The sequence below is a fragment of the Microbacterium sp. UBA3486 genome (genome assembly GCF_002377845.1).
Taxonomy (GTDB): Bacteria; Actinomycetota; Actinomycetes; order Actinomycetales; family Microbacteriaceae; genus Microbacterium; species Microbacterium maritypicum_A.
The window spans coordinates 17,348-42,334 of sequence record NZ_DFQP01000002.1 but is presented as its reverse complement, the minus strand read 5'-3'; the positions used below and the strand labels follow the sequence as shown (position 1 = coordinate 42,334).

Below are 24,987 nucleotides of genomic sequence, written 5' to 3'. Positions count from 1 at the left end.
CGCCCCCCCCGCCCGCCCGCCCGCCCGCCGATGCTCCGGTCGCACTTTCTGTCGCCCAGCAGTCGATCAGGCGACAGAAAGTGCGACCGGAGCACCAAGGGGTGCGGGGGTGGCGGTGGGGGCGGGGGTCAGGACTGGGGAAGGGCCGCGACGACGTCGATCTCGACGAGGATGTTCGCCAGCTGCGAGCCGACCGTCGTGCGCACGGGGTAGGGCGCCGTGAAGAACTCCTCGTACGCCTCGTTGAACTCGGCGAAATCGGCGAGGTCCTGCAGGTGCACGGTCGACTTCACGACATCGTCCGTGGTGAGCCCGTGCACCGCGAGCACCTTCTGGATGTTCCGGAGCACCTGGCGAGTCTGATCGCCGACGCTCTCGGGGACCGCATGGTCGTTCGCCGCGTCCTGCGGACCGAACCCCGCGGTGTACAGGAATCCGTTCGCGACCACTCCGTGGCTGTACGGGCCGGCGGGCGTGGGGGCCCCGTCTGCGTAGAATCCGGTTTTCGGCATCTTTCTTTCCTTTCGGTTGGCGATTCAGATCTGTCGCGAGCGGCGGAGCCCTCGACCGGGCAGGGCGTCGGTACGCTCGCCGTCGGCGAGGACGCGGACGCCTGCGACGAACACGTCGTCGATGCCGACGCCGTGTCCGCGAGGACTCTCGTAGGTCGCGGTGTCGGCGACCGCCTCCGGGTCCACGATCACGAGGTCCGCGACCGCACCCGACTCGACGATCCCGCGGCGCCCCAGGCCGAAGCGGCGCGCCGGCGACGACGACAGGTGGTGCACGGCATCCGACCAGGTCCAGGTCGCACGCTCGCGCACGTATTCGCGCAGGAACAGCGAGAACGAGCCGGCGGCGCGCGGATGCGGATGGGCGCCGACGAAGATGCCGTCGGATCCGCCCATCTGGCCGGGATGCGCGAAGATGCGCGCGAGTTCGACGCCGGTGCGCGGGCTGCGCACGGCCATGACGGCACTGCATTCCATGCGGGAGGCGGCGAGCACATCGAGCGCGAAGTCGATCGGCTCGACATCGGCGCGCACGGCCGCCTCGCGAAGCGTGAGACCGTGCGCCCAGGCCAGTTCGGGAGCGGCGAGGTGGGCGAGCGTGATCATGTCGGCCCACTCCGGGCCGAGGCTCGCACTCGTTACGGCCCGCAGCGTGCACTTCTCGCGCAGTTCAGCGCGGCGCGAAGGATCCGCGATCAGCGCGACCGCCTCGGATGCCGGCAGGGCCGAGACCTCGGGCGGAAGCAGCGGCATGCCGAGCAGCGTGCACCCTCGCGTGTAGGGGTAGGCATCGAAGGTCGCATCCACCCCGGCGGCTTCCAGTTCGGCGAGCTGGTCCCGCACGATGTCCGCGTCGGCGTGGAAATGCGAGATGTGCACGGGCGGCCTCGACCCCGTGGTGCCGGCGGTGAGGCGGGAGATCTCGGCGATCTCCGCCGTCCCTGTGGCGGTGTTGGCCTCGTACCCTCCGCGCATGTGGGTCACGTACACCCCGCCGGCCCGCGCGACCGGCTCGCAGAGCGCGGCGATCTCCGCCGCATCCTGGAAGATGCCCGGCGTGTAGTCCAGCCCGGTCGACAGGCCGAGGGCGCCGTCGGACATCCCCTGCGCGACCAGCTCCCGCATGCGGCGGCGCTCGTCATCGCTCGCGGGGAGGCTCCTGCGCCCGCACACCTCGAAGCGCACCGTGCCCGCCGGGACGAGGTAGCCCGCGTTCAGCGCCGAGGTTCCGTCGACGGATGCCAGATAGGCGGCGACCCCTCCGCCGCGATAGGTGGGGTGGCGTCCGTTGATGGCCGCGAAGTACTCGGAGGCGTATTCGCCGTCACCGGGCGCGTACGACACGCCGTCCTGCCCTCCGATCACGGTGGTCACGCCCTGGCGCAGCAGCGCGAGCGTGACGTCGGGGTCGCTCAGCAGGCCGTCGGCGTGGGAGTGCGCGTCGATGAATCCCGGAAGCACCAGGCGCCCCGAGACGTCGACCACCTCGTCGCCCGCACGCGCGTCGACGCGACCGACCTCCGACACGGTCTCGGCCTCGATCGCGACGTCGGCGCACCGGAGGCCGGGCCCGTCGATCACGGAGCCACCACGGAGGACTACCCGGTTCTTCACTGCTCTCCTCAGAAGTAGGTGCGGACGAGGCCGACGACCCGGTCGGAATCGGCGGATTCGACGACGGGCAGCACGCGCCACTTGTCGAATGCCGTGCAGGGGTGCGACAGCCCGAAGCGGACCACCTCGCCGATCACGAGCGGCCGCGTGGACCGCACGTACGAATGCTGATCGTTCATCGCCGACACCTCCCCCTGCAGAGGCTGCCAGCGGCCGGTCACCCCGGCCGCGACGGATCGCGGGATCGGCAGCCCCTCGTCGTACGGAAGATCCCGCTTCCCCGCGTCCACGAGCGCCAGACCCGGCTCCGGGCTCGAGACGACGCGGGCGAGTCCGTGCATCGCATTGACGAACCGGGGCGAGGCGTCGGCATCCGTCGCTCCCTCATCGAACGGCGAGATGCCGCGGTAGAAGCCGTCGTCGTGCACGATGTAGGCGCCGGAGCGGAGCGTGAATCTCGTGCGGTCGTCCCGCGTGGCCGTCGCCCAGACGTCGGCGACGATGTCGAAGTACGCACTGCCGCCGGCCGTCACGAACAGCTCGCCGTCGTCGTAGAGCTGCGTGATCGCGGCATGCAGCTCGAGCTGCGACTCGAGATACGCGCGCACCGCGGCGAGCGCGGGCGCGGAACGGTCGTGTGCGAGGCTCCCCTCGTATCCGGCCACTCCGGCGAGGCGCAGCACGGAGGATGCGGCGATGCGCTCAGCCACACGCACGGCCTCCGCGATCGACCGCGCACCCGTCCGACCCCCTTCGCCGCCGAGCTCGACGCAGACGTCGACCGGGCGCGGTGTCGCGGTGGAGAGCAGAGCCGCCTCCATCGTCTCGACCGTCGCAACCGAATCGGCCCAGCTCACGAACCGGAAACCCGGATCCGCCAGCTCCTGCGCCAGCCACGCCAGCGCCGGCCGATCGACGGCGGCGTTCGCGAGCATCACCGAATCGACGCCCAGATCGCGGGCGGTACGAACCTGCCCCATGGTCGCGAAGGTGATGCCGAGCGCGCCCGCATCCCTCTGCCGCTTCCACAGCGCAGGCGCCATGGTGGTCTTGCCGTGGGGCATGAGGGCGAGGCCGCGCTCCGCGCACCACTGCGCCATCGTGGCGACGTTCGCCGTCATCGCTGCGTCGTCGAGCACGATCAGCGGAGTCCAGAACTCCTCGAGTCGTGGGGCTGTCGCGAGGAACTCCGTCACCGTCAGTCCGGCCGCACGCCCAGGTAGGCCCTTGTCGCGCGCGGAGAGCACTCCTGCGTCATCCATCGTCATCGCGTCTTCACCGGCGTGCTCGTCTTCAGCTCGTGCAGGCGCCCCGCACCCTCGACATCGGGCTGGACCGAGGCGACCAGTGTGGCGATCACACCGACCACCGCGATCACCGCCGCGTACACGACGACCGGCCAGAAGGCGCCTCCGGCAGCCGCCACCAGTGCCGTGCAGATCAGCGGGGCGAGGCCGCCGCCGAGGGTGTTGGAGATCTGGTAGCCGATGTTCACGCCTGTCGTCCGAGCCTCCGGATCGAACATCTCCACGAGCATCGTCGAGAGGGTCGCCTGCATCGCAACGCCGAAGACGACGAACCCGAGGATCTGTCCGAGCCAGATCAGCCACATGTTCCCCGTGCTGAACATCATGAAGGCCGGATAGACCATGGCCGCGAAGCCGAGACAGCCGATGATGTAGACCGTCCGCCTGCCGATGCGATCGGAGATCGCACCCCACAGCGGAGCGACGACGATCTGCAGCAGACCCACGAGCATGGTGCCGGCGAACCCCATCCAGGCCGGCAGATGCTGGTTCGACACGATGAACGCCAGACCGTACGTGAGGATGACGTAGCCGGCGATCGACTGCGGCAACCCGATGAGGATGCCCATGATCGCGTTCTTCGGGTGACGGAAGACCTCGATGAGCGGGTTGGGCTTCTTGCCCGTGGTGGCGAGGAGAAGCGTCTGCGTGTCGGTGAACGCCTCAGACTCCTCGAGCTGGCGACGAAGCAGCACTGCCGCGATCGCGAGCACGATCGAGAAGACGAACGGGATGCGCCACCCCCACTGCAGGAACCACGATTCCGGCGTGAGCCCGAGACCTGCCATCAGACCGCCCGAGACCACGTTGGCGACACCCGCACCGCTGATGAGGAAGGCTCCGTAGAGCCCCCGCTTGCCGGTCGGCGCGGCTTCGACGACCATCGTGGCCGCACCGCCCATCTCGCCGCCGACGAAGAAGCCCTGGCAGAGCCGGAAGAACAACAGCAGCAGCGGTGCAGCGATGCCGATCATCTGGTCGGAAGGGATCAGGCCGATGCCCGTGGTCGCGACCCCCATGCCGATGACCGTGCTCATGAGAACGACCTTGCGGCCCCGGCGGTCGCCGACGATACCCCAGATGATGCCGCCGACCGGACGGAGGAAGAATCCGACGGCGAAGGTCGCGAACGACGACAGCTGGGCGATGACGGGGTCGTTCGAGGAGAAGAACACCGCGGGGAACACTGCCGCAGCCGCGAGGCCGTAGAGGTAGTAGTCGTAGTACTCGATCAGCGTTCCGATCGCCCCACCGGCGATCGTCTTGCGCTGCTTCGGGGTCAGGCCAGATGAGGCGACAGTGGCCATCCGGGGCTCCTTCTTCGGGGAATGCAGGGCCGCATACGTTGCGGTCCGGCCTCGACGGATCGTCTGGGCGTGGATAAACTAACAGCGGAATAGACAATCTGTCTATCACTCGTATTTTTTGTACGCCTGTATCGTTGCTCCGGATTGGAGTCACAGAATGTCGACATCGACGACAGCAGAGAACGCGGTTGCAGCCCTGGCCGATGTTCTCGCACGGGAGACGTACGAGAGTGCAGAAGAGGTCCTCCGCCTCTATCGACCCGTGCTCCGTGCCCTCGCCACTGCGGCCGGACCGACCGTCGAAGTCGTGCTCCACAATCTCGACGGCACCGACGTCGACCTGGGTCACACGATCATGGCCATCGAGAACGGGCACGTCACCGGGCGCGCTGTCGGGGGCCCCTCGACCTCTCTCGGTCTGGACGTGCTCAAGGACCGCCGGGGGAACCACGACGCCTTCGGCTACACCGGCTACACCAGCGACGGGCGGGAACTGCGCTGTTCCTCGGTCTACTTCCACAATGGCGCCGGCGACATCATCGCGTCGCTGTGCGTGAATGTCGACCTCAGCCCGCTGCTCCTCGCCCGCAAGACGCTCGACGCGCTCCTCCCGGCACCCGTACCCGCGAACGCTCCGAAGGAGCACTTCGGCGCCGACCTCGTGTCGGTGATGGATTCGATGATCACCGAAGCCATCCGCGAGATCGGGCGACCCCTCGAGAGCATGTCGCGCGATGACAAGATCACCGTGCTGGAGCGGCTGGATCAGCGTGGTGCCACACAGATGCGCAAGTCGGTGGAGGCCATCGCCAAGCGCCTGGGCATCTCCCGGGTGACCGCATACTCCTACCTCGAAGAGGCCAGAACGCGATGACGGGACCGACAGGGAACATGATGGACAACTCCGGCTTTGATGCGCTCTTCGGTGGCACGCGCCTGATGGCGATCCTGCGCGGCATGGGTGCGGAGCGCAGCCTCGCCCTGTCGACCACCGCGTGGAACCTCGGGATCGACGTCGTAGAACTCCCCATCCAGACCCCCGACGACGTCGAGGCGCTGCGCGTGGTCGCCGCCGCCGGACGCACGCGTGGCAAGGCCGTCGGCGCCGGCACCGTGGTCTCGGCCGAGCATGTCGCGCAGGCGCTCTCCGCCGGCGCCACGTTCACCGTCAGCCCCGGACTCGATCTCGACGTCGTGCGCGCCTCGCACGAGGCCGGAATGCTCAGCCTTCCCGGTGTCGCCACGGCCAGCGAGGTGCAATCCGCCACTTCCGCGGGACTCACCTGGCTCAAGGCCTTCCCCGCGTCGGTACTCGGTCCGCAGTGGCTCACGGCGATGAACGGCCCCTTCCCCCAGGCACGATTCGTGACCACGGGTGGCATGAACGCGGCCAACGCCGCCGAGTACCTCGACGCCGGCGCCCATGTCGTCGCCGTCGGCTCGGCGCTGGAAGACGCCGCGCAGCTGCCGCAGCTCGCCGCGCTGCTCGGTGCGGGCGCGCGGCGATGAGCTCTCTCGACGCGAGGCTCGCCCACGTCGACGCTCGTCTCGCGTACGAGATCGATGTGGTCGCCGCCCTCGAAGCCGTGGCCACCGGAGAGGCGGTGCTGGTCGATACGCGGCGCCTCGAGTCGTGGGATCACGGCCACATCGCCGGGGCGGTGCATCTGCCCACGAGCGACGTCGACGCACGGCTCACAACGCTTCCCCGCGATCGCACGCTCATCGTCTACGGCTGGGGCCCCGGGTGCAACGGCGCCACCTCGACCGCCCGAGTGCTGCTCGCCGCCGGGTTCGATGTCCGCGAGCTGCTCGGCGGCTACGAGTACTGGGTGCGCAACGGCTTCGAGGTCGAGTCGTCCGGGGTCGTCTCCCGGCGTCGTCCCGACCCTCTGGTCACGGCCGAGCCCTGACGGCGTCCCGGCCCGTCCGCCCTCCGTTCCGGTCGCACTTACTGTCGCCAAAAGGCCGCCGGCGCGACAGAAAGTGCGACCGGAACGAGGGTGCGGGAGCGCCGGAGGGGACGGAGCTGGAGGGAAGGGGCCGAGGACTGGGGGAGGCGTCACCGGAGCCCGAAGGGCGCGAGCACCACGCGGCGGCCGGTACGCACCCACACCGCACCATCGGCACGCTTCTCGGCGCGGGTGGCGAAGCGGTAGCGGTACGACACCGCACGCACCCACCGCGGTCTTTCGCCCTCGAACGGGTCGATGCGCAGCAGCGCGAGGGTCGGAGCATCCGCTTCCAGCAACCGCACCAGGAACGCGGTGAACCAGTCGTCGAGCGAATGCCCGAGCGGAAGGAACCACATCAGCCAATCGAGGCGCAGATGGTAGGGAGCGAACTGTCGCGGCATCCTGCGCACATCACCGGGCTTGCCACGGAACTCGTACTCGCGCCACTCCACCCCCTCTTCGTCGGCTGAGCCCTCGACGATGATCTCGATGCGCTCCTTCGTGACCGTGCCGAATGCGCCGTAGGCGTTGGCGAGCTGCCAGCGGTTGAAGCTCGCGTTCATCAGCTGCCGCCGCGCGAAGAGGTTGCGCAGCGCCGGCACGCTCAGCACGACATACAGCAGCCCGACCGCCGAGGTGACCACGACCCAGGCCAGCGGCATCCCGTCGATGATCCAGGGAGGATCGGTCCGCGGCGCGGCCACAGGCATCCCGACTCCCGGCAGCCCGATCACGGAGAACGCGATGACCATCGTCGCCGCGTTCAACCACGCGAAGTTTCCGGTGACGACGAGCCACAGCTGCGTCAGGATCACGATGGATGCCGCCACCGCACCGACGACCTGCGGTACCGGGCCGCGCACCCACAGCGACAGGACCGGCGCGAACAGGAAGATCGGCACGACCAGCTGCGCGAAGTGGTTGCCCAGCACCTCGCCGCGATGGAACCAGCGCGGCAGCAGATGCGCCTGCCTGCTGAGCGGACCGGGCATGGGCTGCGTCTCATGGTGGTACATGAGTGCCGTCAGGTCGCGCCATTCGCGTCCGCCGCGGATCTTGATCATCCCGGCACCGAACTCGAGCCGGAAGACCAGCCACCAGAACAGGACGATCACGACGGTGGGCGGCGGCTGATCGCCCGAGCCGAGGAACGCCGCGAGGAACCCCGCCTCCAGCAGCAGCATCTCCCACCCGAACGAGTAGAACGTCTGCCCGATACTGACGATCGACATGTACCCGAGCCACAGCGCGAGGAAGCACAGCATCGGAACCCACGGCGGCCCCCACTGCGGGATGCCGACCACGAGAAGTGCCGCGACCACGATGCCGGCCGCGCACAGCAGCACGAGGCGGCGGTCGGTATAGCGGATGCGCGAGAACAGGGTCGGATGCAGCATCCGTCGTCTCGCCTTGTCGCGGCCGACCCATTCGAGCAGCGCCGGCGCGGGAAGCAGTCCGTGTTCGCCCAGCAGCGGCCGGAACTGGTTCAGGCTGGAGACGAACGCGACGAGGTACATCGCCGCGATGCCGCGCTGCAGCACCTCACGCGCGAATCCGAAGTCGACCGCCGCGAACCCGTCCACGGCCACAGGCTACGCCCGGGCTCGTGAACGGGTCAGGGGGTTGCACCGCGTCGGGAGGAGGTCTCCGCGTCGGGAGGAGCCTCGAGGTCGAGATCTCCTCCCGAACGCGAGATCTCCTCCCACCGCGCGCTCACACCGTGCGCAGCGCCGACGTGGGCGAGAGGCGGGCGGCGCTGATCGCCGGATACAGCCCCGCGATCACACCGACCACCAGCGCCACGGCCGGGCCCCCGACGAGCACCACGAGGGGTATCGTCGCCGCCTGCCCCTGGATGCCGGCGTAGACGAACACCCCTGCGGCCCCCAGCAGCAGGCCGACGAAGCCCCCCAGGCCGCCGAGCACGATCGCCTCCGCCACGAACTGACCCGCGATCTGACCCGAACGCGCGCCGAGCGCCCGCCGGAGTCCGATCTCGCCACGCCGCTCCAGCACCGCCACCACCATGGTGTTCGCGATGCCGATCCCTCCGACCAGCAGCGCGATCGCCGCGAGACCGACCGCGAGGCCGGACAGCGAGTCATCCGCGGTGTCCCGCGCCCCGGCGAGGTCGCCGAGTCCGGTCACCTGCACGTACGGGGACGACGGATTCGCGGCGCGCGCGATCGCGTCTCGGACCTTCTCGCCCGTGCCGCCGTCGGCCATGCGCACGTAGATCGAGGCGATCGTGTCATCGCCCTTCGCCGACACGTGCTCGGCCGCCCAATGATCGCCGAGGAAGGCACTCGCGTCGATGTCCTCCGCGAGCCCGGCCGAGTCGAGGATCCCGATCACGGTGTACCACTGCTCGCCAATCCACACCCGCACGCCCGGCTCCGTGATGCCCATGCGCGCAGCTGCCGCTGACCCGAGCACGGTCACCGGCAGGGAGCGGTCGGTCTCGTCGAACCACGACCCCTTCGCGACCGATCCCTCCACCGACGAGAGGAAGTCGGGACTCGCCGCATACGCGGTCAGCCCGTTGCCCTGGCTCTTCGGCATGAGGTCGTTGCGATACACGCCGGTACCGTCCGGCACCTTCTCGAGCACCCCGACCTGCTCCACCCCCGTCACCCGCTCGATCATCCCGCCGGCCATCTCGGGCAGTGCGACCGGTTTGTTGTCCGGCCCGTACCCCGGCTGCACCACGATCATGTTGGCGCCGAGCGCGTCGAGCTTGGCCAGCAGCTCCGCCTGGTTCGATGCGGCGATACCCGTGATGGCGGTGAGTGCCGCGATGCCCACGGCGACGCCGAGCGCCGACAGGGCCGTGCGCATCTTGCGGCTGCGCGGTCCGATGAGCGCCGTGCGGATGCTGTCCGCGACGCTCAGCCGCGGCATCCGCTCCCCTCGGCGCCTCATGCCGCGACCTCTTCCCGATCCGGTGAGCCCGTATCGCTCACGATGCGTCCGTCGTGGATGCCGACCTGCCGCTGCGTGCGCTCCGCGATGTGCGGGTCATGAGTGATGATCACGACCGCAGTGCCGGAGTCGGCGATCGAGGTGAGGAGTTCGAGGATGCGTTCGCCCGTGGTGGAGTCGAGCGCCCCCGTGGGCTCGTCGGCGAAGAGCACCGACGGATTCCCGACGATCGCGCGGGCGATGGCCACCCGCTGCTGCTCCCCGCCGGAGAGCTGCCCCGGCCGGTGCTTCATGCGGGCGCCGAGACCGACCCGTTCCAGGGCGGCCGCCGCACGCACCGAGCGCTCCGCCGCGGGCACTCCCGAGTAGAGGAGCCCGAGCGCCACGTTGTCGACCGCGCTGAGCGCCGGCAACAGGAAGAACTGCTGGAACACGAACCCGATGCGGCGAGCGCGCAGCACCGCCCGCTCGCGCTCGGCGAGGGCTGCGGCATCCGTCCCGTCGATCAGCACGGTGCCGCTGGTGGGATCGTCGAGCGTGCCCATGATCGAGAGCATCGTGCTCTTGCCGGATCCGGATGCCCCGACCACGGCCACCAGTTCTCCGCTCTCGATCGCGAGACTCATGCCGTGCAGCACGCGCAACGGTGGACTTCCCGGATACTCCTTGATCACGTCGACGAGCTCGACCACGGTGTCCGGCGTCATCGCGCCACCACCACGGCGTCGCCGGCAGCGAGGTCTCCGCCCGTGACCTGCACCTTGGTGTCGGCGATCAGTCCGACCTCCACGGCGACCCGTTCGACCTTGCCGCCCTTGCGCAGCACGTCGACCGCATAGCCTCCGTCGGTCGTCGCCACCAGGGCGGTGACCGGCACGACCAGCGCGTCCTTCACCTCCGAGGTCGCGAACACGACCTTGACCGCACGCAGTCCGATGCCCTCGGCGACGGCCGGATCGTCGAACTCCACGTTCGCCGTGGCGGGCGTGGTCTCGCCCTCCTTCTCGGTCGGCTGACCACCGGGGTCGACGGCGGTCACCGTCGCGGGCACCTCCGTCCCGTCCGGCAGCACCACGGTCACCCGGGTCCCCGGCAGGATCTCGCGGGCCTGCGCGTCGGTGAGCTTGGCGACCACACGCAGGGTGGTGCTGGTGTAGGTCAGCGGACTCGTCCCGGCGGGGTCTCCCAGCTTTCCCTTCACCGACTCGATGCGCACCGATGCGGCGGTGATCGCGACCACGTCTCCCAGCTTCACGATGCCGTCCTGCGGCACCCCGAGCGACTTCTGCCAGGCCTTGACGTTGGTCTCCGTGACCGCGGTGAACTCGTCGTCCACCGTCATGTTCCTGCCGAAGCCGAGGTCGGCGAGCGCCTGCTCCAGCTGGCGCACGTCCGGGCCCTTCTCGACGCCGACGCCGAGGTCGCGCCAGAACGGACGGTCGCCGCGCATCGCGATCACCGGCTTCCCGTCGACCTCGTAGATCGCCTGGCCGACGCCGATCACCTCACCCGCGGTGGGCAGGCGTGTGATGGTCCCCCCGCGCCCCGGCAGCGCGATGGACGCTCCGTAGCTGAGGGTGCCGTTCAGCCGCAGGTCGGAGGTCAGCGTGGTGAGCTCGGCCGTGGCGGTGACCGGCTTCTCGGCGTCGTCCGGAGACTCGGCCACCGAGCTCCATGGCTGCAGCACTGCGAGTGCCACCGCCGCGGCCACGAGCAGCACCCCGACCGGCAGCAGCACCTTCGTCACCCGGCGGCTCATTCCTCGCCTCCGGAGGGCATGACGGTCGCCGCGGTGAAGGCGCCTTCGAAGTATTCGCTCATCAGGGCGAACCAGTCGAAGTCGACGGCTTCTATGCTCTCCTGCGTGAACATGGGCGGCATGTCGCCCGCCTTCTCCGCACACGCCTCGAGGAGGGTGCGCGCCTCGTCTTCGGTGATGCCCGTCGGCAGCGTCAGCATGCCGTCGGAGTCGGGGTCGGCGAAGTCCGTGAAGCCGTTGTCCCGTGCGCACGACGCGAAGGCGAGCCCGGCCTCCGTGAGCTCCTCGGGGGAGATCATCTGCGTCTCGGCGCCCGCCTTCATCGAGATGTCCGGCTCCGGCTGCGTGAACTCGGGGACCTTCTCCTCGCACGCCTCCCACGCCGCGCGCTGGCCGCCGTCCTCGGGGTAGCCGGATGCGGCTGTCGAGGCCATCCACGTGCCGTCGTCGTCCGTGAAGATCATCGTCATCGCCATCTCCTCTCCGGCGCCGGCAGAGGCGGTACTGTCGCTCAGCGTGCCCATCGCCCCGTCACCGGGAGCATCCGGCATCAGCAGCCCGACCTGACCGCCTTCGACGATCTTCGCCGTCTGGCCCTCGTCGGTCAGGCAGCTCACGAACCGCGCAGCGGCCGCATCGTTCGCTCCGTCCTTCGCCTTGTCGTCCCCGGACGGGGCGGTGCACGCAGAGAGCGCGAAGAGCGCCACGACAGCGGGCATCACCACCATGGACCGGCGTGCTTTCGAGTCGAACATGACTTTCCCTTTCTCGCGGTCGCAGCTCGTCCGCGACGTGCAGTCAGTTCTACGGATGCGCTGGTTTGCTGGGGGTATGACGGCGCCTAACCGGAAACTAACCGCGCACCGCGCACCCTCGGAGACGGGAGGTGCCATGCGACTGCTGCTGGTGGAAGACGAGGCCGACCTGGCCGACACCCTCGCCGACGGCCTGCGCCGGGAGGGATACCTCGTCGACGTGGCGCGCGATGGGGCGAGCGCCCTGACCGCCGCCGCATCGAACGATGTGGACGTGATCGTGCTCGACCGTGACCTGCCCGTGCTGAGCGGCGATGCCGTGTGCCGTACCCTCGTGGCGCAGGAGTACCCGGCGCGCATCCTGATGCTCACCGCCGCCGGCACCCTCAACGACCGCGTCGAGGGCCTCGACCTCGGTGCCGACGACTACCTCGCCAAGCCGTTCGCGTACGTCGAGCTGCTCGCGCGCCTGCGTGCCCTCGGCCGCCGCGGACACTCCGCGCGCGCGAGTGCGGTGCTCGAATTCGCCGGGGTACGCCTCGACGTCGTGCGGCGCATCGTGGAGCGCGACGGCACGCCGATCCGCCTCACACTCAAGGAGTTCGGGGTGCTCGAGACGCTTCTCGCGGCGGAGGGCGGCTACGTCAGCGCCGACGATCTGCTCGACGAGGTGTGGGACGAGCCGCACGAGCGCACCCGAGGCGTGGTCAAGATCGTGGTGCACACGCTGCGCCGCAAGCTCGGGGCTCCCGAGGTCGTCCAGTCCGCGGCGGGGCACGGGTATCGAGTGGGGACGACATGAGACGCATGAGCTTCCGCACCCGGCTGGTCGTCACCATCGCGGCCGTGTTCATCGCCGCGGGTGCCGCACTGCTCTCGGTGCAGTACCTGGTGGTGCAGTCGCTGTTCGCCTCGGCCATCGACACGACGGCCGCGACCTGCGTGCCCGCACTCTCGGTCACACAGGTCGCACCGGGGACGCCGGCCGCGGACAGCACCGACATGAGCGGCGTCTCCCCGCTCACCGAGAGCGGCGATCTCCTCTACGGCACGACCGGCACCGGATGCGCCTACTTCGCCGAGACCGCCGATGTCACCGGCTTCGCGGTGGCCACGCCGATGCAGACCGTCGCACTCGACGCCGTGGAAGGAGCGGTGCTGCAGCAGTCGACGTTCCTCGCGGACGAGGTCGGCAGCGGGCTCCTCCTGTGGTCGATCGTGGTGCTCGTCGCCTTCACCGGTGTCGCCGCCGCGATCGCGTTCTGGCTCGCACGGCGCTCACTTGACCGCATCGGAGAAGTCACCGCCGCAGCCCGCGACATCTCGGAGCGCGACCTCGGGCGCCGCCTCGATCTGCCGGGCCCCGACGACGAGATCAAGGAGCTGGGCGACACGATCGACGGGATGCTCGACCGGCTGCAGTCGGCGTTCACCGCGCAGGATCGCTTCGTGGCCAACGCCTCGCACGAGCTGCGCACCCCGCTGACCACGACCAGGACCGCCCTGGAGATCCCGCTCGAACAGGGGGCGGTGCCGGCGGACCTGCAGGCCAACATGCAGCGCGCGCTGCGGGCCACCGAGCAGAGCGAGCGTCTCATCACGGCCCTGCTCGCCCTCGCCCGCGCCCGCACCGGGCTGGACGAGGTCGAACCGGTGCAGCTGCGCACGCTCATCGAGGACCAGGTCGACGACCTCGACGCCCAGGAGATCGAGGTGCACGCGAACCTGCGCGACCTCACGGTCGAGGGCGATGCGGTGCTGCTGGCCAGGGCCGTGCGCAACCTGCTCGAGAACGGCATCCGCCACAACGTGCCCGGCGGTGAGCTGTGGGTGCGATGCCGGCGGGAACGCGGACGAGCCGTCATCGAGGTCGAGAACACCGGGACGCCGATCGCCCCTGCCACCGTGCAGCTGCTCACCGAGCCGTTCTACCGTGGCGATGCGAGTCGCACCTCGGCCGGCCCGGACGGCACCGGGCTGGGACTCGCGATCGTGCAGAGCATCGCCAAGACCCACGGCGGCGAGGTGCGTCTGCGCGCCCGCAAGGGCGGCGGCCTGATCGCCGCGATCGTCCTCCCGCTCTGACCCGACCTACCTCCGGTCGCCCCGACCGACGACCTCCATGCGTTGTGTGAAGGTCATCCGGTCCTGCACGACCCGCTCCGGGTCCCACCCCGGGCCGGGCGTCGAGGCGATGAGGAGCTGCGAGTACGGGTGTTGCGGGCTTCGCAGCACCTGGCCGGTCTCTCCCTGTTCGACGACCGTGCCGCGGAACAGCACGAGCACGCGGGAGCAGAGCTCGCGGATGACGGCGAGGTCGTGACTGACGAACAGATAGCTCACCCCCGACTCGCGCTGGATCTCGGCGAGGAGTTCGAGCACCTGCGCCTGCACGGAGACATCGAGTGCGGACACGGCCTCGTCGAGCACGACGAGGCGCGGAGACACCGCCAGTGCGCGCGCGATCGCGACGCGCTGCCGCTGACCGCCCGACAGCTCATGCGGCTTCGCGTCGGCGTGCCGCTCCGTCAGCCGCACGCGATCCAGCAGCTCTCCGATCGTGCGGTCGATGTGCGCGCCCGCCCCCTGTTCCCGCAGACGCAGGGTGCGCCGCAACGCCTCGCGCACGGTCAGCCGTCGATCGAGCGAACCGTTCGGGTCCTGGAACACCATCTGCACCGCACGAGCCCTTGCACGGCGCTCGGCTCTGCCGCGCGGCCTGCTCAGGCGGTCGACACCGTCGATCACCGCCGACCCCGCGTCGGCGCGTTCCAGACCGACGAGGATCCGAGCGATCGTCGACTTGCCCGAACCCGATTCACCGACGAGGCCGAGCGCCTCACCCGATTCGATGGCGAAGCTCACGTTGTTCACCGCGACGACGCGCTCGGCTCCCGGACCCATCCGAAAGGCCCGATACAGCTCGGAGACTTCCACCAGACTCATGACGCCTCCTTCATGTCGAGCACCGGGGCCGCGGCGATCAGCGAGAGCGTGTACGGATGGACGGCGTCCGCGAACAGCCCCGGTGTCGTCAGCGTCTCGACGATCTCGCCCTGCCGGAGCACATGGATCCGATCGCAGATCGCTCCGGCGAGCGCCAGGTCGTGGGTGATGAAGAGCATGCCGAGACCACGGTCGCGGATCTGCCGTTGGAAGATCGCGATGATCTCGGCCTGCGTCGTCACGTCGAGTGCACTCGTCGCCTCATCGGCGAGCAGGAGCGCGGGATCGGTGCTCAGTGCGGAAGCGATGACCACGCGCTGGAGCATGCCGCCCGAGAGCTCATGGGGGTACTGTCGCATTCTCCGCTCCGGGTGGGTGAGTCCCACCGCGGCGAGGAGCTCGACGACATGCGCCTCGGCGCGACCTCGTCGCCAGCCGTGCACGCGGACGAGTCGTTCGGTGAGCGAGTCCCCGATGCGGCGCACCGGATTGAGCGCGGCGCGCGGATCCTGCTGCACCAGCGAGACGGAATCGGAGCGTACTCGGCGCCGGGTGCTCCCATCGGCGGCGACCATCTGGGTGCCGTCGACGCGGATGCTCCCCTCGATCGACGCCTCATCGCCGTAGAGCGCGAGGACGGCGCGAGCCGTCGTGGACTTGCCCGAGCCCGACTCTCCCACGAGTCCGACGAGCTCACCACGGTCCACCCTGAGGCTGACACCGGCGAGGATCCGAACCGCGTCGCCTCCTTCGCCGAAGGCCAGGTCAAGGTCCTGGATGTCGAGGAGCATCTTTCATCCCTTCGCAAGCAGTCGGTCGGCCACGCGCACCCCGGCGACGTTCACCGCGATGACGACGATGGCGATGGCGGCACCGGGGACGAGCGTGGGAAGGAACTCCCCCTGGATGATTCCGGGTTGCCCCTCCTGGACCATCAGGCCCCACTCCGAGCTCGGAGGCTGCGCCCCGAACCCGAGAAAGCTGAGCGTCGCGAGACTCATGAGGGCTTCGCCGAAGAGGACGACGAGATACCCGACGAGCGGAGGGAGCAGGTTCGGGATGACTCCGCGCACGCAGATCGTCAGGCCGCCGAGCCCCTGAACCCGGTACGCGTCGATGTAGGGCCGCGTCATCTCGCTCAGGGCCAGGCTGCGCGTGTACTTCGCGATGACCGGCGCGTATGCGAGCGCGAGCGCCACGATCGCCGTGGCCGGCCCCTTGCCGAACACGGCGATGACGAGCACGACGAAGAGCAGCCCGGGGAACGCGAACATCACGTCGGTCGCGCGGGCCAGGACCGTATCGATCCATCCGCCCCGCCACGCCGCCAGGACACCGATCGCCACTCCGAGCACGGTGGCGAGCGCGAGCAGCACCACCGGCCCGACGAGCGTTTCACCCGCTCCGATGAGGAGCCGGGAGAAGAGGTCGCGTCCGAGCTGGTCCGTGCCGAGCAGGTGCTGTGCGCTCGGCCCTTCCCAGATAGCGGCGAAGTCGACGCTGTCGGCCTGGTAGGGGGCGAGGAGCGGGGCGAACGCGGCCGCCGCCGCGATGAGTGCGAGGAGGCCGCAGGAGATCCAGAAACCGAGATCGGATCCGGACCGCCGACGGCGGCGCACCCGCGGGAGGATCACGGAGGTCATGCGGACACCGTCCTTCGTCGGATACGGGGGTCGAGCACGGGAAGGAGCAGATCGACGATCGTCGTGACGATCATGTAGGCCACGACCATGAACAGGAGCACCGCCTGCACCACCGGGAAGTCGTGCGTGTTGATCGCGTCGACGAGGAGCGAGCCGACGCCGGAGATCCCGAACACCGTCTCGACCGCGACCGTTCCGGCGATCATGCTCGCGATGACGAGCGCGACCATGGTGATGATGGGTCCCCAGGCCCCGCGCAGGACGTGATCGCGCACGATGTACCGCTCGCGGAGACCCGAGGCACGGGCGGCCTCGACGTGCTCCGAGGAGAACTGCTCGATCATGGACTGTCGTGTCACTCGGCTCACGATGGCGAGCGCGGTGATGGCGAGGGTGAGTGCCGGGAGCGTGAGCGCATACAGACGATCGAGTCCAGCGGAACCCGCACCTGCCACGGGGAACCATCGCAGTTCCACGGCGAAGAACGCGACGAAGGCGATTCCCAGCACGAAGGAGGGGATGCTCGCGGCGAGAGTCGTGAATCCGATGATGGCGGTATCGGCCGCCTTTCCTCGGCGCACGGCCGCGACGATGCCGAGGCCGATGCCGACGACGGTGAGCACGACGGCCGCGTAGGCGACGAGCGACAGGGTGATGGGCACCCTCGCCGCCAGGAGCGCGCTCACGGGCTGGTGGTACTGGAACGACTGTCCGAAGTCGCCGGTGAGGACTCCGGAGGCCCAGTGCCAGTACTGGACGAGCATCGGCTCGTCCAGGTGGTACTGGGCCCGGACGCTCGCGATCCGCTCCGGGGTCAGGTTCTCGGGGTTGCCGATGAGGAACGTGACCGGGTCACCCGGCGCTGCGTACATCGCAGCGAAGATGATGAAGGAGGCGATCACCAGCGTGAAGACCATGCCGGCGAGCTTGCGGAGCGCGAATGGCATCGTGACTACCCCTTCGCGCTGCCGAGATCGACGGCCCACGGGTAGTAGATGAACGCCGCAGAGGCGGGGACACCCGTCACCGTCTTCGACATGATGAGCGTCGACGGCGTCGCGACGACCGGGATCCACACCGCGTGCTCCACCCAGCGCTTCTGCAGCTCTGTCGTGATCTCGGCGCGCTCGACGTCATCGGTCGCGGCGTAGCCCTCGTCCACCAGCGCATCGTATTCCGGGTCGGAGAAGACGCCGAAGTTCACGCTCGCATCGGACGCGCCGTTCTTGTAGAAGCCGAGGGGGTCGTTCTTCGAGATGTAGTACTCGTCGGGCCACAGATCGGCCTGGCCTCGGAGGTCGGGGTCGGAGTAGAAGTCACCGTACTGCACCTGCGGGATCACGGTGATCTCCGCCTCGAGCCCGATCGATTGCGCCGCGGCGACCAGCGCATTCGCGATCACGTTGTGTGTCGAGGAGCCGTTCGAGGCGACGACGATCGGGGCGGAAGGGGCGCCGGCCTCGGCGATCAGGTCCTTGGCCGCCGCGAGATCGGCCTCGCTCGGCTTCGCGGGCGCGCCCTCGAGGGCGTCGTAGGCCTGCTCGAAGGTGTCGACCTCGTATCCCCATGCTCCCGAACCGACGGGTGTCTTCCATGGCTGGGCGAGACCGCCGAAGGCAGCCGTGGCGACACCGGTCCGGTCGAGGGCGAGCGAGAGGGCCTGACGGATGCGCTCATCCGTCAGTGCGCCGCGATCGGTCGCTTCGAGCACCCATGCGTTCGTCGAGGGTCCTTGATAGACGGACACGTCGGCGCTGCCGATGAAACTCCGGGCGGCACCGGCGTTCTCGAGGAACGACCCCTGGGCCTCACCGGTCGTGACCGAGTTGGCTATCGCGGTCTCGTCGGCCCATCGGAAGACGACCTCGTCCGTGAGGGCGTCGACGTCGGAGTCCCAGTAGTCGGAGAACCTGGTGATGGTGAGCTGCGACCCCGCGTCCCACGACGTCACCTGGTACGGCCCGCTGCACGCGGAGGCCGAACCGGGGCTGCCGAAATCCTCTCCTTCGGCTTCGATCACACGCGGGTTCCAGACGATACCGCCATCGCCCGCCATCGCCTGGAGCAGGATCGCATCCGGCTGCGATGTCGTGACGGTGATCCGGTCGGCGCCGGTCTGCTCGATCGAGACCACGTTCCGGTACTCGTCGGATTCGGCGGCACCGTCCTCGGAGTGGCGCTGCATGCTCCACACGACGTCCGCCGTGCTCACGGGGCTGCCGTCGTGGAACAGCGCCCCCTGCCTGATGGTGAAGACGAGATGGGTGTCGTCGGTCCACTCGGCGTCCGATGCCAGCCCGGGGCCGAGGGTCAGGTCGGGCTGCACCTGCATGAGCCGGTCGCAGACGTTCGCGAGAACCGTGTCGTCGGCGGTGGTCGCATCGATGTCGGCATCGAGTGTCGTCGGCTCTCCGCCGAGCATCCACGTCACGCTCTCGAGCGGGCCGGAGGCGGCGGGTGTCGTCGCGCCGAAAGGCACGTCGAGCGCGGCGTCGCCGTCTTCGCCCTTCGAGCCCGAACTGCAGCCGGCGAGCACGAATGCCGAGGCGGCGAGCACGCCGATCGTCACGGTGATGGGGTGATGCTGCTTCTTCATTGAACGCTATCTCCTCGGGTTCTCAATCTGTCGGTCAGGGGGAGGGGAGTTCGACGTGCGGGCCGTCGTAGAGGTTCCAGGGCAGCACCTCGTACTCGGTCTCGCAGGGGAATCCGTTCGCGACGCGGTACTCGCCGGTGGTGAGGTCGACACAGCTCGAGAGGAGCGTCGACCACTGCTTCACCGAGGGGGAGTCGGGATGCGGATGCGTGCAGACACCCTCGGGGAAGCCGAGGTGATCCGACATCGCCTCACGCACGAGCGCGTAGCTCTGTTCGGGGTTCTCCGCACGCGCGACCGCCGCCAGCCCGGCCTGGACACGCGGCAGACGAAGCAGCGAATCCGCTGCCACCGGAAGGTAGGACCCGGCGAGCTGCGGCGGCACGGACGCCTGGAAGTGGTTGGTGTGCGCGATCACGCCGCGTTCGGGATAGATCCAGTCCACGCCGCTCGGCGTGGTCTCGAGGTCGATGCCGAATCCGCTGCGGTCGGCGAGGAGCGCATTGCTCGCGATATGGGGACGGGTCTTGACCAGCATCCTGAGCGCGCTCGCGATATCGCCCTGATCGAGCACGAGTCGGCGGATCAGGGTCTGCGGCACGCCGACCGCCGCTCCGAAGCTCCCCCCGAGCCCGTTGGCGTTCAACGAGATGCCGGCGGAGTTGGCACCGTGGCGTCCCACCTGCCCGGCTTCCACCTGCATGATCACCGTGGGAAGCGGATCCTGCACGACGCGGACGATGAGGGTCGTTCCCGCGGTGCGCGTGCGCCAGTCCCAGTTCTGCCCGACGAGCGTGTGCCCGGTGCCGCTGCCCTCACCCGTCAGGAAGAACGACGTGCATCCGTCGACGGCGTCGTCGCGCTCGTCGTCGGCGGCACGGACCGTGGTGCTCGTGACTCGCGACGGTCCCTGGTGGTCGTAGACGAACTCGCCGCGCACGTTCAGCGTGACGATCTCGGCGAAGGCGACACCCGCCCCCTCCGCGATCCCCCGCATCTCCTCGACGAGGTGCGGCGCGATCTGCTCGCTGATCGGAACCCATCGCGAGACGGAATCCGTGATCGCGGCCCAGCTCATGCCGGTCTGCTGGGTCAGCGCTTCCGTGTAGTACTCGATCGAGCCGGCGATGAGGTCGGCGGCGGCCTCGCCGTATCGGCGCCCGCGCTCGCGGGGCGCCCCACTGATCTCGATCGTGCGGATCGGTGTCATGGCCGCCATGTGACCTCCCTGTCAGGTGCGCCTGTTGCGCAATGTGGTTGCACCCGAGATGATTGAATCATCCGTTACGGATGATGCGCCTCTCGAACAGAATGATACAGCAATGGAACCGTTTGTAACAAGCGATACAGAGAACCCCGCGCTCTCCGGCCTCCGCGCGCGCATCGCCAGGACGTGGAACGATCTCTCGAAATCCGAACGCGCCGTCTGCCGCGTGCTCTCATCGACGTCAGCCGAGCACATCCTCTATGCGAGCGCCGCCGAACTGGGCACCCAGAGCGGCACCTCGAACGCCTCCGTCGTGCGCACCCTGCAGAAGCTCGGATACTCGGGCCTCTCACATCTGAAGCAGGAGGTGGCCGCTCCGTTCTCGAGCAGCGTCTCGCCCGAGGTGCGCCTCAAGACCCGCATCGAGCACATCGGCCAGGATCTCGCCCGCATCCAGCAGGAGACCTGGGATGAGGCGGCGTCGCTCATCGAACTCGCCCGCAGCTCGAACGACGACGACGCGTATTCCGCCGCCATCACGCTGCTCATGCGCGCCGAGAGCATCTATTGCTACGGCCTCGGCGCCTCCGGGATCGCCGCCGAGAACCTCGCACTGCGCCTACGACGTACGGGACTCTCCACTCGACGGCTCAGCACCGACGGATTCCGTCTCGCAGACGAGGTCCTGAACCTCGGGGCGAAGGACGTCCTCGTCATCTTCGCGCCTGGACGGGTCACCCGCGACATCGACGTACTCCTGGACCACGCACAGCTGATGGGCGCCGGCGTCATCCTCGTGACCGACGAGCTCCACGAGAGGCTCTCCTCCCGTGTCGACGCGATCCTGACCGCACCGCACACCCCCACAGGGCTGACCTCCGAGAGCCTCTCGGCGATCCTCATCTCGGACGTGCTGGTCCAGGGCATCTCCGCCGTCGCCCCCGATGCGGCACTGCGCTCTTCGCAGCTGCTCAACGACGTTCGGGCACGACTGGGCTACTGAGCCCCCACGCAGAAGCTCCGGTCGCCCTTCCTGTCGCCCGGCGGACCGGGAAGCGGCAGGAAGTGCGACCGGAGCACACCTCTGAGACGGGTTCGCGTCAGCTGGTGACGGCCCAGTCGAACTGGTCGCCGTACTCCTTCAGCCACGCGTCGACCGCGTCGGCTTCCTTGCCCTCGCCGTACTCGTTCACCACGAGGTCTTCGAGTGCGCCGTACTGCGCGTCGTCGAGCTTGATCTTCTCGATCAGCTCAGCGGCCTCGGGGAACTCCTCCGCGAAGCCCTTGGTGCCCAGGAAGTGCAGGCCCTCGGCCTTGCCCATGGCGCCCTTCGGGTCTTCGAGGTCCTTCACGGGGAAGGCATCGTTGGCCCAGAACGGACGCCACAGCGTCACGACGATGTCCTCCTTCTTGTCGGTCGCGGTCTTCAGCTCGGTGAGCATGGCCGCGGTCGACGAGGTCACGAGTTCGTACTCGCTGTCGAGTCCGTACTCGGGCATCATCTTCTGGGTCTGGGCGGTGAGACCCGCGCCCGGCTCGATACCGTAGATCTTGCCGTCGAACTCGGCACCCTTGCCCACGAGGTCCTCGATCGAGGTGAGCTCGGAGTACTCGGGCACGGCGAGCGTGAGCTTGGCGTTCTCGTAGTACTTGCCCAGATCCTCGATGTCGTCGCCGTACTTCTCCATGTACGAGGCGTGGGTGAGTTCGGGCCACGCCGACGGGTACATGTCGACGTCACCCTGCGCGAGTCCGGTGTAGAGCGGTCCCGCCTCGGTGAGCGTCTTCATCTCGACCGTGTAGCCGATCTTCTCGAGCTGGTCCTGCAGCAGGTATGCGGTGCTGAGGCCGTCGGTCCACGAGGGCAGGAAGCCCAGCGTGATCGTGCCCTTGTCGTCGGCCGAGCCGTCGCCGCCGCCCGTACCGCCGGCGCCGTCGCCGCTGCATCCGGCGAGGGTGAGCGCCGCTGCGGCACCGAGCGCCGTGATTGCGAGGATCTTCTTCTTCATGTGATTTCTCTCTCTTGCGTTCCGTATGGGTGTTGTTTCGTAGGGGTGTGAGTCAGTGCACTCCGCCACCGATGGGAGCACGACGCGGCGAGGCCTCGACCCGCTCCGCCTCACGCGCGGCATCCTGCTGCTCGATGACCTCGGGAGCGGGAGCGGATGCTGTTCCGCCACCGTTCGGAGTGCGTCGACGCTCGATCATGCCGAGCAGCGACGACCGGTTCTCGCCCGGCGCGCCCAGCGCCGCGGTGACGCGGTCGAGGAAGACCGCGATCAGCACGACGCCGAGGCCGGCCTCCACGCCCTTCGGGATGTTGATCGTCGAGATCGCCTCGACGACCATCTTCCCGAGACCGTCCGCGCCGGCCATACCGGCGATGACCGCCATCGACAGGGCGAGCATGATGACCTGGTTGACGCCGGCCATGATGGTCGGCATCGCGAGCGGCAGCTGGATACCGCGCAGGATCTGGCCGGGCTTCGCACCGAAGGCCTGTCCCGCCTCGACGGTCTCGGAGTCGACGCCACGGATGCCGAGCTCGGTCAGGCGCACACCCGGAGGCAGCGCGAAGATCACGGTGGCCACCAGGCCCGGCACCACGCCGATGCCGAAGAACACGATCGCGGGGATCAGGTACACGAACGCCGGCATGGTCTGCATGAAGTCGAGCACGGGCTTGAGCACCGCGCGCACCGTGGCGTTGCGCGCCGACCAGATGCCGAGCGGCACGGCGATCAGTACCGCGATCACGGCGGCGACGAGCACCAAGGCGAGAGTCTGCATGGCGGGGACCCAGAGGTCCATCCCCACGATCAGCGCGAACGACACGATCGTGCCGATCGCGAGCTGCCACGAGCGCACGACCCAGGCGATGAGTGCGGCGATCACGATGATGACCACGAAGTTCGGGGCGAGGAGCGCTCGGGTGAGGCCGTCGACGAGGAAGCTCATCACGAACGAGATCACATCGAGCAGGCCGTCGAGGTTGTCCTTGATCCAGTCGACAGCGGACTCGATCCAGGTTCCGATGGGAATGCGGAAGCCATCCATCAGCGCACCTCCTCCGTGGTCGGGGCGTCGACCGGGTCGGCGGTCCACCCGTCATCGAGCACGGCATCGATCTCGGCCTGGGGCATCGGCATCATCGGCAGGGTGATCTCCTCGGTCGCGCCGGGCCCGGGGCCGAGGGCGGCGAGCAGGGTGACGCGCGGGATCACACCCACGAGACGGCCGTCGGCGTCGATCACGGCGAGCGGCAGCGGAGACTCGACGGCGGGGACGAAGAGGTTCATCAGCACGTCGTCCTCGCGCACGCTCTGCAGCACGGGCTTGATGATCGAATCGAGGGTGGTCGCGCCGTTGCGCACGAGCTTGACCGCATCCCGGTCGGTCACGACGCCCACGAGCTGCCGGTCGCGGCCGACGACGTAGGTGGCCGACATGTACGCGTCGCGCATCTGCCGCAGCGCCGTGCGGGGGCCGGCGGTGTGCGGCACGACGGGGCGCGGGCGCTCCATCACGTTCGCGGCGGTGAGCACGCGAGCGCGGTCGACGTCCTGCACGAACTGCTCGACGTAGTCGTTGGCCGGGTCCATCAGGATGTCCTCCGGCGTGCCGATCTGCACGATACGGCCGTCGCGCATGACCGCGATGCGGTCGCCCAGGAACATGGCCTCGTTCAGGTCGTGGGTGATGAAGACGATCGTCTTCTGCAGCTTCTGCTGCAGTTCGAGCAGCTGCTCCTGCATCTCGCGACGGATCAGCGGGTCGAGGGCACTGAACGCCTCGTCCATCAACAGGATGTCACTGTCAGCGGCGAGCGCACGGGCGATTCCCACGCGCTGCTGCATTCCCCCGGAGAGTTCGGAGGGGAGCTTCTCGCCCTGGCCCTCGAGGCCGACCAGGGAGAGGATCTCCTCCGCCTTGGCCAGACGCTCGGCCTTGGGAGTGCCCTTGAGCTCGAGCGGGTAGGCGACGTTCGCGGCGACCGAGCGGTGCGGCAGCAGGGCGAAGTGCTGGAACACCATCGAGATGCGGTCGCGACGGATCTCGCGGAGCCTCGATGACGGGATGCCCGTGATCGGGTCGCCGTTGACGGTGACGGTGCCGTCGGTGACGTCGTGCAGGCCGTTGAGCATGCGGATGATGGTGGACTTGCCCGATCCGGACAGCCCCATGATGACGAAGATCTCACCGCGGTTGACAGTGAAGCTGGCGTCGATGACCGCCGCGGTACCGGCATCCGCGACGGCGGCACGGCTCTCACCGGCTTTCAATCGACGGACGGCGGTGTTCGGATTCTTACCGAAAACCTTGTACAGATGGCGCGCTTCGAGAGCGATTTCGGACACGTTTCCCCCGCGGCTCGCCTTCGGGTGGCTGAGCCTGCTTCGGTTACGCCCGGGTGAGGCTCTCGGGGCCGTTCGACGTGTTCGCTGTGGCGGCACAGACGGCGGA

24 protein-coding genes are annotated in these 24,987 nt (G+C 68.8%); 6 read left to right on the top strand and 18 right to left on the bottom strand.

Translation table 11 applies throughout. The features are described 5' to 3' along the window. Window positions 1-128 precede the first annotated feature (128 nt). The 4 genes from B2869_RS00300 to B2869_RS00285 are packed head-to-tail and all read right to left on the bottom strand — an operon-like array spanning window position 129 to window position 4,740. A complete protein-coding gene (locus tag B2869_RS00300; protein ID WP_292761250.1) occupies window positions 129-512 on the bottom strand; it encodes a RidA family protein in 384 nt (127 codons plus the stop codon). 24 nt (window positions 513-536) lie between these two features. Next, window positions 537-2,126 (bottom strand): N-acyl-D-amino-acid deacylase family protein, encoded by a 1,590-nt coding sequence (locus tag B2869_RS00295; protein WP_292761248.1) that lies wholly within the window; start codon window positions 2,124-2,126, stop codon window positions 537-539. A gap of 8 nt (window positions 2,127-2,134) precedes the next feature. Further along, window positions 2,135-3,388: an alanine racemase gene (locus B2869_RS00290; RefSeq protein ID WP_292761246.1), complete on the bottom strand. Its 1,254-nt coding sequence runs from the start codon at window positions 3,386-3,388 to the stop codon at window positions 2,135-2,137. A 2-nt stretch (window positions 3,389-3,390) separates the two neighbouring features. Continuing rightward, window positions 3,391-4,740 (bottom strand): MFS transporter, encoded by a 1,350-nt coding sequence (locus B2869_RS00285; protein ID WP_029265625.1) that lies wholly within the window; start codon window positions 4,738-4,740, stop codon window positions 3,391-3,393. A gap of 157 nt (window positions 4,741-4,897) precedes the next feature. Here B2869_RS00285 and B2869_RS00280 point away from each other — a divergent pair, with 157 nt between their 5' ends. The 3 genes from B2869_RS00280 to B2869_RS00270 are packed head-to-tail and all read left to right on the top strand — an operon-like array spanning window position 4,898 to window position 6,653. Next, complete coding sequence (locus tag B2869_RS00280; RefSeq protein ID WP_292761243.1) at window positions 4,898-5,614, top strand: helix-turn-helix transcriptional regulator; 717 nt, start codon at window positions 4,898-4,900, stop codon at window positions 5,612-5,614. Next, on the top strand, window positions 5,611-6,249 hold the full coding sequence (locus tag B2869_RS00275) for a bifunctional 4-hydroxy-2-oxoglutarate aldolase/2-dehydro-3-deoxy-phosphogluconate aldolase (RefSeq protein WP_292761242.1): 639 nt from the start codon (window positions 5,611-5,613) through the stop codon (window positions 6,247-6,249). The genes B2869_RS00280 and B2869_RS00275 overlap by 4 nt, the downstream gene beginning before the upstream one ends. Continuing rightward, the gene (locus B2869_RS00270) at window positions 6,246-6,653 is read left to right on the top strand and encodes a rhodanese-like domain-containing protein (protein ID WP_292761240.1); all 408 of its coding nucleotides are present in this window, start codon (window positions 6,246-6,248) and stop codon (window positions 6,651-6,653) included. Before B2869_RS00275 ends, B2869_RS00270 begins: the two co-directional genes overlap by 4 nt. 149 nt (window positions 6,654-6,802) lie before the next feature. Here the strand turns inward: B2869_RS00270 and B2869_RS00265 are convergent, their stop codons facing one another. The 5 genes from B2869_RS00265 to B2869_RS00245 all read right to left on the bottom strand — a co-directional run bounded on the left by B2869_RS00265 (window position 6,803) and on the right by B2869_RS00245 (window position 12,131). After that, window positions 6,803-8,278: a lipase maturation factor family protein gene (locus B2869_RS00265; RefSeq protein ID WP_292761238.1), complete on the bottom strand. Its 1,476-nt coding sequence runs from the start codon at window positions 8,276-8,278 to the stop codon at window positions 6,803-6,805. A 130-nt stretch (window positions 8,279-8,408) separates the two neighbouring features. Continuing rightward, complete coding sequence (locus B2869_RS00260; protein ID WP_292761236.1) at window positions 8,409-9,617, bottom strand: ABC transporter permease; 1,209 nt, start codon at window positions 9,615-9,617, stop codon at window positions 8,409-8,411. Next, a complete protein-coding gene (locus tag B2869_RS00255) occupies window positions 9,614-10,324 on the bottom strand; it encodes an ABC transporter ATP-binding protein (protein ID WP_029265630.1) in 711 nt (236 codons plus the stop codon). Before B2869_RS00255 ends, B2869_RS00260 begins: the two co-directional genes overlap by 4 nt. Beyond that, window positions 10,321-11,376, bottom strand: coding sequence for a peptidoglycan-binding protein (locus B2869_RS00250; protein WP_081859691.1), 1,056 nt, complete (start codon window positions 11,374-11,376; stop codon window positions 10,321-10,323). The genes B2869_RS00255 and B2869_RS00250 overlap by 4 nt, the downstream gene beginning before the upstream one ends. Then, complete coding sequence (locus tag B2869_RS00245; protein WP_029258840.1) at window positions 11,373-12,131, bottom strand: hypothetical protein; 759 nt, start codon at window positions 12,129-12,131, stop codon at window positions 11,373-11,375. The genes B2869_RS00250 and B2869_RS00245 overlap by 4 nt, the downstream gene beginning before the upstream one ends. 136 nt (window positions 12,132-12,267) lie before the next feature. Between B2869_RS00245 and B2869_RS00240 the strand changes: the two genes are divergently transcribed. Together B2869_RS00240 and B2869_RS00235 are read left to right on the top strand one after the other, a co-directional pair. Next, a complete protein-coding gene (locus tag B2869_RS00240) occupies window positions 12,268-12,933 on the top strand; it encodes a response regulator transcription factor (protein ID WP_021200164.1) in 666 nt (221 codons plus the stop codon). Window positions 12,934-12,938: 5 nt separating this feature from the next. After that, the gene (locus tag B2869_RS00235) at window positions 12,939-14,216 is read left to right on the top strand and encodes a sensor histidine kinase (RefSeq protein ID WP_292761233.1); all 1,278 of its coding nucleotides are present in this window, start codon (window positions 12,939-12,941) and stop codon (window positions 14,214-14,216) included. Window positions 14,217-14,222: 6 nt separating this feature from the next. Here B2869_RS00235 and B2869_RS00230 read toward each other — a convergent pair whose 3' ends face one another. From B2869_RS00230 to B2869_RS00205, 6 genes are read right to left on the bottom strand one after another with little or no spacing between them, the layout of a single operon-like run. Next, window positions 14,223-15,077: an ABC transporter ATP-binding protein gene (locus tag B2869_RS00230; protein WP_051667784.1), complete on the bottom strand. Its 855-nt coding sequence runs from the start codon at window positions 15,075-15,077 to the stop codon at window positions 14,223-14,225. After that, entirely contained in the window at window positions 15,074-15,868 is a 795-nt protein-coding gene (locus B2869_RS00225; RefSeq protein WP_292761227.1) for an ABC transporter ATP-binding protein, read from the bottom strand. Before B2869_RS00225 ends, B2869_RS00230 begins: the two co-directional genes overlap by 4 nt. 3 nt (window positions 15,869-15,871) lie before the next feature. Beyond that, window positions 15,872-16,720 (bottom strand): ABC transporter permease, encoded by an 849-nt coding sequence (locus tag B2869_RS00220; RefSeq protein ID WP_021200160.1) that lies wholly within the window; start codon window positions 16,718-16,720, stop codon window positions 15,872-15,874. Then, the gene (locus B2869_RS00215) at window positions 16,717-17,667 is read right to left on the bottom strand and encodes an ABC transporter permease (protein ID WP_029258835.1); all 951 of its coding nucleotides are present in this window, start codon (window positions 17,665-17,667) and stop codon (window positions 16,717-16,719) included. The genes B2869_RS00220 and B2869_RS00215 overlap by 4 nt, the downstream gene beginning before the upstream one ends. A 5-nt stretch (window positions 17,668-17,672) precedes the next feature. Continuing rightward, window positions 17,673-19,316, bottom strand: a complete 1,644-nt coding sequence (locus B2869_RS00210; RefSeq protein WP_292761220.1) for an ABC transporter substrate-binding protein — start codon at window positions 19,314-19,316, stop codon at window positions 17,673-17,675. A 34-nt stretch (window positions 19,317-19,350) separates the two neighbouring features. Beyond that, the gene (locus B2869_RS00205; protein ID WP_029258833.1) at window positions 19,351-20,535 is read right to left on the bottom strand and encodes a C45 family autoproteolytic acyltransferase/hydolase; all 1,185 of its coding nucleotides are present in this window, start codon (window positions 20,533-20,535) and stop codon (window positions 19,351-19,353) included. Window positions 20,536-20,638: 103 nt separating this feature from the next. Between B2869_RS00205 and B2869_RS00200 the strand changes: the two genes are divergently transcribed. After that, the gene (locus tag B2869_RS00200) at window positions 20,639-21,526 is read left to right on the top strand and encodes a MurR/RpiR family transcriptional regulator (RefSeq protein WP_021200156.1); all 888 of its coding nucleotides are present in this window, start codon (window positions 20,639-20,641) and stop codon (window positions 21,524-21,526) included. A 97-nt stretch (window positions 21,527-21,623) separates the two neighbouring features. Here B2869_RS00200 and B2869_RS00195 read toward each other — a convergent pair whose 3' ends face one another. From B2869_RS00195 to B2869_RS00185, 3 genes are read right to left on the bottom strand one after another with little or no spacing between them, the layout of a single operon-like run. Beyond that, entirely contained in the window at window positions 21,624-22,532 is a 909-nt protein-coding gene (locus B2869_RS00195) for a glycine betaine ABC transporter substrate-binding protein (RefSeq protein ID WP_292761213.1), read from the bottom strand. A gap of 52 nt (window positions 22,533-22,584) precedes the next feature. After that, window positions 22,585-23,580 carry an ABC transporter permease gene (locus B2869_RS00190; protein WP_292761210.1) on the bottom strand — a complete coding sequence of 332 codons (996 nt, stop codon included), beginning with the start codon at window positions 23,578-23,580 and terminating at the stop codon, window positions 22,585-22,587. After that, window positions 23,580-24,881: a quaternary amine ABC transporter ATP-binding protein gene (locus B2869_RS00185; RefSeq protein WP_021200153.1), complete on the bottom strand. Its 1,302-nt coding sequence runs from the start codon at window positions 24,879-24,881 to the stop codon at window positions 23,580-23,582. Before B2869_RS00185 ends, B2869_RS00190 begins: the two co-directional genes overlap by 1 nt. Window positions 24,882-24,987 lie beyond the last annotated feature (106 nt).

Bases quoted from the DNA above. Each gene is read 5' to 3' on its own strand.
- B2869_RS00300 (WP_292761250.1), bottom strand. From the start codon at position 512: ATGCCGAAAACCGGATTCTACGCAGACGGGGCCCCCACGCCCGCCGGC.
- B2869_RS00290 (WP_292761246.1), bottom strand. From the start codon at position 3,388: ATGGATGACGCAGGAGTGCTCTCCGCGCGCGACAAGGGCCTACCTGGG.
- B2869_RS00285 (WP_029265625.1), bottom strand. From the start codon at position 4,740: ATGGCCACTGTCGCCTCATCTGGCCTGACCCCGAAGCAGCGCAAGACG.
- B2869_RS00280 (WP_292761243.1), top strand. From the start codon at position 4,898: ATGTCGACATCGACGACAGCAGAGAACGCGGTTGCAGCCCTGGCCGAT.
- B2869_RS00275 (WP_292761242.1), top strand. From the start codon at position 5,611: ATGACGGGACCGACAGGGAACATGATGGACAACTCCGGCTTTGATGCG.
- B2869_RS00270 (WP_292761240.1), top strand. From the start codon at position 6,246: ATGAGCTCTCTCGACGCGAGGCTCGCCCACGTCGACGCTCGTCTCGCG.
- B2869_RS00260 (WP_292761236.1), bottom strand. From the start codon at position 9,617: ATGAGGCGCCGAGGGGAGCGGATGCCGCGGCTGAGCGTCGCGGACAGC.
- B2869_RS00255 (WP_029265630.1), bottom strand. From the start codon at position 10,324: ATGACGCCGGACACCGTGGTCGAGCTCGTCGACGTGATCAAGGAGTAT.
- B2869_RS00250 (WP_081859691.1), bottom strand. From the start codon at position 11,376: ATGAGCCGCCGGGTGACGAAGGTGCTGCTGCCGGTCGGGGTGCTGCTC.
- B2869_RS00245 (WP_029258840.1), bottom strand. From the start codon at position 12,131: ATGTTCGACTCGAAAGCACGCCGGTCCATGGTGGTGATGCCCGCTGTC.
- B2869_RS00240 (WP_021200164.1), top strand. From the start codon at position 12,268: ATGCGACTGCTGCTGGTGGAAGACGAGGCCGACCTGGCCGACACCCTC.
- B2869_RS00235 (WP_292761233.1), top strand. From the start codon at position 12,939: ATGAGCTTCCGCACCCGGCTGGTCGTCACCATCGCGGCCGTGTTCATC.
- B2869_RS00230 (WP_051667784.1), bottom strand. From the start codon at position 15,077: ATGAGTCTGGTGGAAGTCTCCGAGCTGTATCGGGCCTTTCGGATGGGT.
- B2869_RS00225 (WP_292761227.1), bottom strand. From the start codon at position 15,868: ATGCTCCTCGACATCCAGGACCTTGACCTGGCCTTCGGCGAAGGAGGC.
- B2869_RS00220 (WP_021200160.1), bottom strand. From the start codon at position 16,720: ATGACCTCCGTGATCCTCCCGCGGGTGCGCCGCCGTCGGCGGTCCGGA.
- B2869_RS00215 (WP_029258835.1), bottom strand. From the start codon at position 17,667: ATGCCATTCGCGCTCCGCAAGCTCGCCGGCATGGTCTTCACGCTGGTG.
- B2869_RS00210 (WP_292761220.1), bottom strand. From the start codon at position 19,316: ATGAAGAAGCAGCATCACCCCATCACCGTGACGATCGGCGTGCTCGCC.
- B2869_RS00205 (WP_029258833.1), bottom strand. From the start codon at position 20,535: ATGGCGGCCATGACACCGATCCGCACGATCGAGATCAGTGGGGCGCCC.
- B2869_RS00200 (WP_021200156.1), top strand. From the start codon at position 20,639: ATGGAACCGTTTGTAACAAGCGATACAGAGAACCCCGCGCTCTCCGGC.
- B2869_RS00195 (WP_292761213.1), bottom strand. From the start codon at position 22,532: ATGAAGAAGAAGATCCTCGCAATCACGGCGCTCGGTGCCGCAGCGGCG.
- B2869_RS00190 (WP_292761210.1), bottom strand. From the start codon at position 23,580: ATGGATGGCTTCCGCATTCCCATCGGAACCTGGATCGAGTCCGCTGTC.